The following is an 8,593-nucleotide window of genomic DNA, read 5'->3' as shown; positions in this document are numbered from 1 at the left end:
CGCCTTGGGCCGCCATCAGTTGGGTGCTCTGGCCCGAAAATTCGGTGATCCCGACGATCGACCCTATTCCGGGAAGCACGCGCGGGTAGGGGCCACTCGCGGCGATCAACGGCAACGCAGGCGAAGGTGAAGCGACCGATGTCTTCTCGTCAGGCGTCGCACTGTGGCTGCTGCTGCACCCGGCCATCACCGCAACTGCAAATGAGCAGACGAGAACGCCATGCACTAAGCGGTGCTTCGCGACCGTCACGGTTCTAAGACGCCGCAGGTCGAGCAACGGTTCGGTGCGTTCGGGAACGCCGGGCCTCGCGTACGCGATCAGGCACCTCACGCGGATTACTGAGGAGCCAGGCAGGCCAGCGAGAACGAGGCCGTGTCGGCATACGTGACGAGGTACCTCGGGTGATTGCCCATGTCGCACCTCATCGTCCCGTGGTGGATCAAGATGACCCTCGGGTAGTTCCCGAAGTTTCGGGGTTGGCGGTGAGAAAGGCCGCAGGGTCGCGTTGGTCGGGTGCTTGAACGTGTATAGGTACGGGTCGTACTTCGCGAGTGGCGAACAGCCGTTGGCCACGAAGGTCATCGGTCCGTTGCGGCTATCCCGAGCGCACACGGGTTTTGACCCGAATGTCGAATGGAGCAGGCCCTCAAACTCCTCGAGCAGGCGACCACTGGCGGTAACAACGACCTTTTGCTCGTTGCTGGACTGGACGGAGGCTGAGGCGCGACCGGTGACAGTCCGATGGGGGCTCGCTGTGCCGCAAGCGGTCACTAGGAGACCGACGACGGGGGCGAGACCAACCGCCGGTAGACACTTCACAGTCGATAGACGCCCGAGCATGGCCCAAGGCTGTCACCGATTGGACCCTCGGTGTGCGGGAGAGCTCCACCTATACCGTGGGAAAGTGATTCGATCGTGGTGGACTGTGGGCGGGCTGGCAGTTCTCCTCGCCGCGCTGACGCTCACCTCTGCTGGCGCTACCACTGGAGACACCCGACTCGGCGAGGTGTTCTTCATCCTGTCGACAGTCGCATCAGGGTTGCTTTTCTTCAGGTGCTTCCGCATCGGCATTACCACTGACTCTGCGGGCCTGACGGTTCACGGCCTGATGCGCAACAGGCGCGTGAGCTGGCCAGAGGTCGCGGGTTTTGGGACGGTCGCCGAGTCTCCATTCCTTGGCCGCGGGGGCTACTGGATCACCGTTGAGACGGTGGATGGTCGGAAACTGCGCACATTCGGGTTGCTGATGAAAGGCGGGCCGTCCGGCCGTGACGCCCAACCCGCGCTAGCGCAGTTGACCGGCGCGCGCGCGGCGTCCCGTCCGAGAGCCTTGAGGACTGATCATTGTGATTGAAAAGGCCGGATCGCGTGCGCTGGAACAGCACCTCGCATCTGGCTCGTGTCGGACGCTATCGGCTGGCAGGTTCTGTGCGGGCTACCCGTGGCCAGGAGTATGCCCACCACCGGCGAGGCAACCACGGCAGCCGGTGTTCCCTCCGAGGCGCCGACACATGGTCGCCCTCGTGATCGCGGGCGAGCGCACAGGTCACTCGTGCGTCCCACTGACCGGCGAGCGTCACGCCGGAACCGAACGGACGGTAGTAAGCCGCCGCCCCGCAGCGCTCGTCTTTAGAGGCCACCTCCGGCGCTTGGTGCAGCGTGATTTGTGACGCCCTCGGCTGCCGTCGCGGAGCGGCGATGCGAGGTAGCCAGCTGATGCCGCCAAAGCCGCGGCTGTCGACTGGCTCCGGTTTCCCGACCACGAGTCGATCATCCCTCAGAGTGCCGCGCGCATAGCACCGGGTCGGCGTCGTCGGTCGGGTCGTTGCACGAGAACGGCATTCATGAACGGGGTCTTGTTTGTCAAGCTTTCGTTGAGTGGGGCCGGCTGATCTTGGGGCATGGTCGTCCGCGGGGCGGGGTCAACACGCAGCGCCCGGAGCCCGGAGGGCGAGGACGAACGGTGTTGAGGCCGTCTCGTGGTCGACGCAGGATCTGTTCTGCCGGCGCCGTCGGCTATTGGGTTGTGGTGATGGCTTCAGCTCGGTGGTCGCGAGCGACGGCAGCCAGAGCTGCCAGGCATTCCTTCGCGTGTGGTGACTGCATGAAGCCGTCGGGAGCCCTGGGGGTCCAGGGTCGTGGGGCCATTCACTTCCTCGACCGCACCTGCCGGTGGGTCATGCCGTTCCCCGGCCCGCACGATGTCTCGGTCGTCACGCTGCTGCCGGTTGCGCGGTGAGGAACCGGGCCTCGCCGTCGTGCAGCGTGTAGTAGACCGCTTCGAGCATCCGCCGAGCGGCTGCGGTCTTCGCGATGTTGCGCGCACCGGCACCGCGGCGAGCGATGAGATCGTCCTTGACCTTCTTCACCGCCGGCTCGCAGCTGCGCTGGATCGCCTCGACCGCCGCCCAGCGGACCAGCTTCGCGCCTTCCTTACTGATGTGACCGCGGCGCACCGTCTTATCGGACTCGTAGTGCCGTGGGGTGATCCCGGCCCAGCAGCACAACGCCGCCGCGGTCTCGAACCGGGTGATGTCACCGATCTCCGCGATGAAGATCGCGGCCAGCACCGGACCGATGCCTTTCAACCCGAGCAACCGGCAGTAGCCCGGGTGGTGCCGCAGCCGGATGGCGAGCTCGAGCTCGGTCGCGGCGACCTCCTCGGCGAGGACCAGCATCAGCCGGCGCTGCGCGGCGAGCCGGATCGCATACGTCCCCGGCAACGACACGGCCGCCAGCTGCTCGCTCCCAGCGTCACCATCGAGGTCGGTCGCGGCCAGCCGGATACCGCGCTTCGCCAGCAACGCACGGACACCGGCCTTCACCGCGGTCGAGGTCTTCACCAGCTGCTGCCGGTGCCGCACCAGCTCACGCAGCTCACGCAGCTCCGGCGGCGCGATATAAGCCTCAGGCAACGACCCCAGGCGCAGCAGGTTCGCCAGCTCGAACGCGTCCCGCGGGTCAGTCTTCACCCGCTTACGGGCACGCATCGCCTTCATCCCATACGGATGCGCCAGATGCACCTCGAAGCGCGCCGCCTGCAACGCGTCGACCGCCCAATACCAGCCATACGTCGCCTCAATCGCGACCGGCGCACCACGCCCCGCCTTACGACACTCCCGGACCAACGCCCTCGGGTCGTTATCGATCCGGACCCAGCCCAACTGGCTGCCATCCACGTCAATCAACCCGACCACCGACCGGTGCAGATGCAGATCTACCCCAACCACTTGCCTACCGGAGATACTGCTCATCGCGGGCCTCCTTCTTGTAGCGGTGAGAGCACTCCGAATTCTCGGAGAACCCCACAGGAGCGGAGGCCCCGCCCCGTTATGGCATCACTTCGCGTCCGTCTGGTCGACCGTAATGGTTCTGAGGCCACAACTCGGTTGACTTTGTCTCTACGCTGCGTCAATGCCTCGACGTCGATGGTGGTGGCTCGCGGCGCCGGTGATCATCGTCGCGGCGGGTAGCGCCTATGGCATCGCCTATGCCGCTGTTCGTCCATATCCCCACGGCCTTCCGTTGGGCGGTCGCGGCAGCGAACCTGCTCACGTCGGGCAGACGATCTTTCATGACCTCGCCATACCGGCACGCAGAGACGGCGCTCACATCACCGGCGTTCACGCCAACAACGTCGCGCCGGGGCTTAACGTCAGATTTGTCTCGACAACATTCGCGCGGACCGGCGGTAACAACCTCGATGGCTACCCATTGTCGTGTGCCCAACCAGCGTCGGTATCACCGGTCGCAGGTACACCGTTGAATCCATCGACGTACCTCCGCTTGGAGCTCACCGCATCCCGACCCGGACGGATGGCGTTCACGTCGATCACCGTCGACTGGGCGGACGGCATCATCCATGGCAGTGTGACAGCGCCAATCAGTTTTGAATTACGGGCCACCAAAGGCTCCCCACTTGAATGCCCGCGCAACTAGACCACGGGTCCTCGGACAAGCTCAGGGGCGCTGTGTAACGCCGGTTATGTTCGGCGTCCGGCAGTCGTCGACCTCGTGTTGTTGGTCGCGTCGCCAGTAGCTCGAAGCCAGCGTTGCCTCGCAGCCTGGCGGGTGACGCCGAGGGAGCCGGCGATGGTCGGCCAGCTGGCGCCGCGGCGCTTGAGCCGACCGATCTCTTCGTCGATCTCCTGATCGATCACCCTTCGCTGGTCGACAAACTGCTGCAGACGACGGCTCGCGTCGATCTCGGCTCCCCGCCTTGGATCCGGGGCCTGCCAGGACGGCGTCACCTGTTGGCTGCGCTCACGGAGTCGGCGGCGTTGGCGCTTACCCATCACTCGCCGTCCGTTCGGTGCGAGGCGGCGTGGGTGTCGGCATGACCAACTTGCTCATCGCGTCAGCGATCGCGAGGTCGCGGTCCTCGGTCGCGTGTTGGTAGATCAACGCGGCCCGGGAACTCGAGTGACCCATCCGATGCATCAGCTCGCGAGTGGTCGCGCCGCTGACCGCGGCCAGCGTCGCGGCGAGGTGACGGAGATCGTGGAAGTGGTAGTCCGGCACGCCGGCAGCCCTGGTCGCGCGGCGCCACATGGTGTGGAAGTTGTTGCGGTCGAGCGAGACGCCGGACGCCTTCGTGAACACGAGCGCGGTCGGCTCCGGCTCGACGTATGTCGCGAGGTGCGTCTCGATCTCCGGCCACAGGTGCGGAGGCACCGCGACGGAACGGCGGCCAGCGGCTGACTTCGGCGGACCGATGAACCGTTTGCCGCCGTTTAGCTGAACCATCGAGTCGATTACCTGGATGACACCGTGCATCCGGTCGATCCGCTGCCGCGAAAGTCCGGCCAGCTCGCCCCATCGCAGGCCCGACCACGCGCCGAGGAATACCAGCAGGCGGTATCGCGGCTCGATCGCATCCGCGATCGCCACGACCTCCGTGATCGACGGTGGCTTGCGTTCCGGCGTCCGTTCGACGCCAGCGTTCCGAAGTCGGAACGGATTGCGGGCGATCAACTCGTCGTCGACGGCCGTTGCCATGATCGCCTTCAGCAGTCGGTAGGCCTTGGCGACGGTGACCTGGCCGACGCCGTCGGCGCGCAGCGATGCGTGCCACGTGCGGACTGCTGCCGACGAGATGTCGCACAACGCCGTCCCGCCGAACGCCGGGTAAATGTGCTTTCTGAGCAGCCCGTTGTCGATCTCCAGCGTCCGAGGTTGCAGCTCGATCGGCCGCTCTGCGATCCATCGCGGCGCGTAGACGTCGAGCCGGATGTCACCCGACGTCGGATCGAGCCACGTGCCGCGCAGCAGGTCGGTCTCGACGACCGCCAGGTGCTTCTCGGCCTCCCGTCGAGTCGCGAAGGTCGTTGGCGCGGCGTGGGTCCGCCCGTCGCCAGCGCGGTAGCGAGCCTGATAGCGACCAGACGGCAGCCGTCGTACGGCTCCGAACCGCCGCCGCTTCCCGCTCATGGCCGCGACCCTGACGCTACGGCGTACCCAAAGACGTACTCGTCGGCGTACCCAGTCCGAAGTCGCCACAGAGAAGTGGCACGCGAATGGCACGCTGAGCGTGCCCAAACGAAACGTGATGTCGAGTCACAGCACTCACACGGTGAGCAGAGCGCCTGACCTGCCACTCGGTCAGAGCGGGCGACGGGAATCGAACCCGCATGACCAGCTTGGAAGCGAACGCAGGCTTTGTTGCTGACCAGCTGTGCGCGAGATCGCGCTGCTGGTCATGTCCGAGGAGTCTCCTTCACTGTCGTCTGACGGCCCGAGTATGCCCGCGATGGGGCACGAAGTGAACACGCGGCCAGCGGCAGTGGGGACGCTCGTGGGGACGCGGCATGAGCGAACGGAGTCGTTCGACACGCGATCTGGATCAACATGGCAAACTCACGCGCATGTCGGCTCGCCGCGTGACCGCTCCGATCTTGGTCGTGGTGTGCATGGTGACCGGTGTAGCGGGCTGTGGCGGCACGACGCACCACGACAGCCCCGCCGCCAACTCTGACGTCGTCAGAGTGGTCAACGACACTTCTACCGCTGTTACCGCGGTCGAGTGCGGGCCTGTGAGCCAGTATGAACGCGGCCACCCTTGCGGTTCTCCGACTGCAAAGCAGATCGCAACGCAGCAGATAGCAGCTGGGCACTCAGCCAACTTCGCGCCGTCACCCGAGTCCACCCCCGGCTCGGCCTCGGATTACCTGGTCGTTCAGGCCACCGGCCAGCCCGCGCGGTGCCTCGTCCTCCCACCGGAGTCGTCGCACGACTTCGAGATTCAGGTGAGTCGCCTTACGCACTCGGGGTGCTGAGCGATTTCCCGCGTGGGGACGATCGTGGGGACGCCTGGTATCAAAGTTGGTATCATTGGCTTTGTGGCGATGACCCTACGGCTGGATGACGGCGAGACTGAGGCCCTGCGACAGCGCGCCGAGCATGAGGGTCGCTCGATGCAAGAGGTCGCCCGCCAGGCGGTGCGGGAGTACGTCGAGCGGACCAGTCGGCGTGAGCTGCTCGACCAGGTGCTCGACGAGGAGCTGCCGCGCTACGCCGAGGCGCTTCGACGGCTCGGAGAGTGATCTACCTCGACCTCGAGGATCTGCTGCACATCGCGGAGCGCGTTCTCGGCAACGTCGAGGTGCGCGACCTCGGCCTCCTCGAAGCGGCGGCGGCGCGGCCGCGGGCGTCGGCGTTCGGCGAGGACGCCTACCCCTCTCTGCACGAGAAGACGGCTGCGCTGATCCACTCGATCGCGCGGAGCCACCCGTTGGTCGACGGCAACAAGCGGCTCGCGCTCGCCGCGGGGATCGCGTTTCTCGGGGTCAACGGCCGACGGCTCACCATGTCCAACGACGAGGCCTACGACCTGATTATTTCCATCGCCACGTCACAGCTCGACGACATTCCGGCCATCGCCAAAAGCCTCGCTCGCCGTACCAAGCCGCGCCGGTCCTGACCATCAGCACCCGCGTCCCCACGCAACCCCAAAATGCCCAGACACACTTGGCTTCAAGCAACGCGCGTTGTCGGCGCTCATGGGTCGCGCAGAAGCGTGCCGTTACCGTACGGTCGGTGCGGCGTGCCAACCTTCGCGGTGCCGGAGGCGTCGATGGGTCATGGGTAACAGTTCCGGCGAGGACAGTCGGGCGCCTCGGCTGACGAACGAAGCGTTGATCGCGACCGCGCTGAGCGTCTGCCTTGCTCTTGCGGTCGCGGGCTGCGCCGCCGGCGGCTCGAGCCCGGCAACTGGTGGGCGGCCCACCCAGAAACACGACGTCCAGTCGACCAACACGCCATACCGTCTGCCGGCAACCGGCGCGGCTGGCTTCCCGACGAGCATCTACCCGCGGCCGCGTCACGGTGGCGCTGGGAGTATCCCCGCCTGTCCGGCACCATCTGGGGTCGCCCGGTTGGACGGCACGGAACAGGCCCGTGCGGCCGTCTACTGGGCAAGCAAGCAGACCCACACCTTCGGCTACGACCTGCACCACACAGACCGAGCCTGGTGGTCCGTCGTTCGAGCCGACTGGCGACACCGCAAGAACTGGAGCAATCCGCACTCCCCAATGGGCCCGGGCGCCCCACGAGTTCCTGTGCTCTACGCCGGGCCGCTGCGCGGAATGCCGCCAAGGATCGGAGTGCCACCTCAGTACGGTTACATCCGCCACTCATGTGGAGCACGTGTGGCCGACGACTCCTACGCGATCATCGGCGGCCCGCGCCACTCGGGCGCGTTACAAGGTGTCCTCGTCTTCCTTAACCGCCGCCATCACGTGCTGCTCTATTACGAATACCCGTAGTCCCTCACAGCCGCGACCGGACAGAGGTCCGCTGCATGCCAGCCCGGCGATTGTGACGCTGCCGGGCAGCTTGGCGGGTGACGCCGACGGCGTCGGCGATCGTCGGCCAGTCGAAACCCCAGCGGTGAAGCTGGTCGACCTCCGTGTCGATCTCGTGCTCGATGCACGCACGCTGTTCGACTAAGCCCCGCAGCCGGGCGGTCGCATCCCCCGTTGGGTCGCGCGCCGCTTGGAGGTCCGTTCGGGAGATCCGGGTGTTTGGATGCTCGCGAAGCCGGCGGCGCTGACGCTTACCCATCGATCACCTCCGCCTGTGGCCGAGGCTGCAGAGCGGTCGGCATGAGCAAGTTGCTCATTGCTTCAGCGATCGCCAGGTCGCGATCTTCGGTGGCGTGCTGGTAGATCAACGCGGCCCGCGAACTCGAGTGGCCCATCCGGTGCATCAGTTCTCGGGTCGTTGCGCCGTTGACGGCGGCCAGCGTTGCCGCAAGATGGCGCAGGTCGTGGAAGTGGTAGTCCGGCATGCCGGCTGCCCTGGTCGCGCGGCGCCATATGGTGTGGAAGTTGTTGCGGTCGAGCGAAACGCCTGACGCCTTTGTGAAGACCAGCGCACTCGGGTCAGCGGTGACGTAGGTCGCAAGGTGCTCATCGATCTCTGGCCACAAGTGAGGCGGGACCGCGACAGAGCGGCGGCCGGCCGCGGACTTCGGTGGGCCGATGAAGCGCTTGCCGCCGTTGAGCTGAACCAACGAGTCGACGACGTGGATGACGCCGTGCATCCGGTCGATTCGTTGACGAGATAGCCCGGCCAGCTCGCCCCACCGCAAAC

At 66.1% G+C, this 8,593-nt stretch carries 11 protein-coding genes; 5 read left to right on the top strand and 6 right to left on the bottom strand.

Features of this window, described 5'->3' with window-relative positions:
* Nucleotides 1–187, bottom strand: a 187-nt coding sequence (locus VML93_RS19300) for a hypothetical protein (protein ID WP_325613134.1), incomplete at its 3' end; no start/stop codon positions are given.
* A gap of 739 nt (nucleotides 188–926) precedes the next feature.
* Between VML93_RS19300 and VML93_RS19295 the strand changes: the two genes are divergently transcribed.
* On the top strand, nucleotides 927–1,355 hold the full coding sequence (locus tag VML93_RS19295) for a PH domain-containing protein (RefSeq protein WP_325613132.1): 429 nt from the start codon (nucleotides 927–929) through the stop codon (nucleotides 1,353–1,355).
* A gap of 859 nt (nucleotides 1,356–2,214) precedes the next feature.
* Here the strand turns inward: VML93_RS19295 and VML93_RS19290 are convergent.
* Nucleotides 2,215–3,255: an IS110 family transposase gene (locus VML93_RS19290; protein ID WP_325613130.1), complete on the bottom strand. Its 1,041-nt coding sequence runs from the start codon at nucleotides 3,253–3,255 to the stop codon at nucleotides 2,215–2,217.
* 196 nt (nucleotides 3,256–3,451) lie between these two features.
* Here VML93_RS19290 and VML93_RS19285 point away from each other — a divergent pair, with 196 nt between their 5' ends.
* Nucleotides 3,452–3,940 carry a hypothetical protein gene (locus VML93_RS19285; protein WP_325613129.1) on the top strand — a complete coding sequence of 163 codons (489 nt, stop codon included), beginning with the start codon at nucleotides 3,452–3,454 and terminating at the stop codon, nucleotides 3,938–3,940.
* A gap of 44 nt (nucleotides 3,941–3,984) precedes the next feature.
* On the opposite strand, the gene VML93_RS19280 is transcribed toward VML93_RS19285, so the two are convergent.
* Both VML93_RS19280 and VML93_RS19275 read right to left on the bottom strand, forming a co-directional pair.
* Nucleotides 3,985–4,296, bottom strand: coding sequence for a hypothetical protein (locus VML93_RS19280; protein WP_325613128.1), 312 nt, complete (start codon nucleotides 4,294–4,296; stop codon nucleotides 3,985–3,987).
* The gene (locus VML93_RS19275; RefSeq protein ID WP_325613126.1) at nucleotides 4,289–5,431 is read right to left on the bottom strand and encodes a tyrosine-type recombinase/integrase; all 1,143 of its coding nucleotides are present in this window, start codon (nucleotides 5,429–5,431) and stop codon (nucleotides 4,289–4,291) included. The genes VML93_RS19280 and VML93_RS19275 overlap by 8 nt, the downstream gene beginning before the upstream one ends.
* A 914-nt stretch (nucleotides 5,432–6,345) precedes the next feature.
* On the opposite strand from VML93_RS19275, the gene VML93_RS19270 reads away from it, so the two are divergent.
* From VML93_RS19270 to VML93_RS19260, 3 genes are all read left to right on the top strand, one after another.
* The gene (locus VML93_RS19270; protein ID WP_325613135.1) at nucleotides 6,346–6,543 is read left to right on the top strand and encodes a FitA-like ribbon-helix-helix domain-containing protein; all 198 of its coding nucleotides are present in this window, start codon (nucleotides 6,346–6,348) and stop codon (nucleotides 6,541–6,543) included.
* Entirely contained in the window at nucleotides 6,540–6,920 is a 381-nt protein-coding gene (locus VML93_RS19265; protein ID WP_325613125.1) for a type II toxin-antitoxin system death-on-curing family toxin, read from the top strand. Before VML93_RS19270 ends, VML93_RS19265 begins: the two co-directional genes overlap by 4 nt.
* A gap of 160 nt (nucleotides 6,921–7,080) precedes the next feature.
* Nucleotides 7,081–7,764, top strand: coding sequence for a hypothetical protein (locus VML93_RS19260; protein WP_325613123.1), 684 nt, complete (start codon nucleotides 7,081–7,083; stop codon nucleotides 7,762–7,764).
* A gap of 4 nt (nucleotides 7,765–7,768) precedes the next feature.
* Here VML93_RS19260 and VML93_RS19255 read toward each other — a convergent pair whose 3' ends face one another.
* The gene (locus tag VML93_RS19255; protein WP_325613122.1) at nucleotides 7,769–8,062 is read right to left on the bottom strand and encodes a hypothetical protein; all 294 of its coding nucleotides are present in this window, start codon (nucleotides 8,060–8,062) and stop codon (nucleotides 7,769–7,771) included.
* The coding region (locus tag VML93_RS19250; protein ID WP_325613120.1) for a tyrosine-type recombinase/integrase at nucleotides 8,055–8,593 on the bottom strand (539 nt) is incomplete at its 5' end. The genes VML93_RS19255 and VML93_RS19250, both read right to left, overlap by 8 nt.

Source organism: Mycobacterium sp. (assembly GCF_035499775.1).
GTDB lineage: Bacteria > Actinomycetota > Actinomycetes > Mycobacteriales > Mycobacteriaceae > Mycobacterium.
This window is presented reverse-complemented; position numbering and strand designations above follow the sequence as displayed.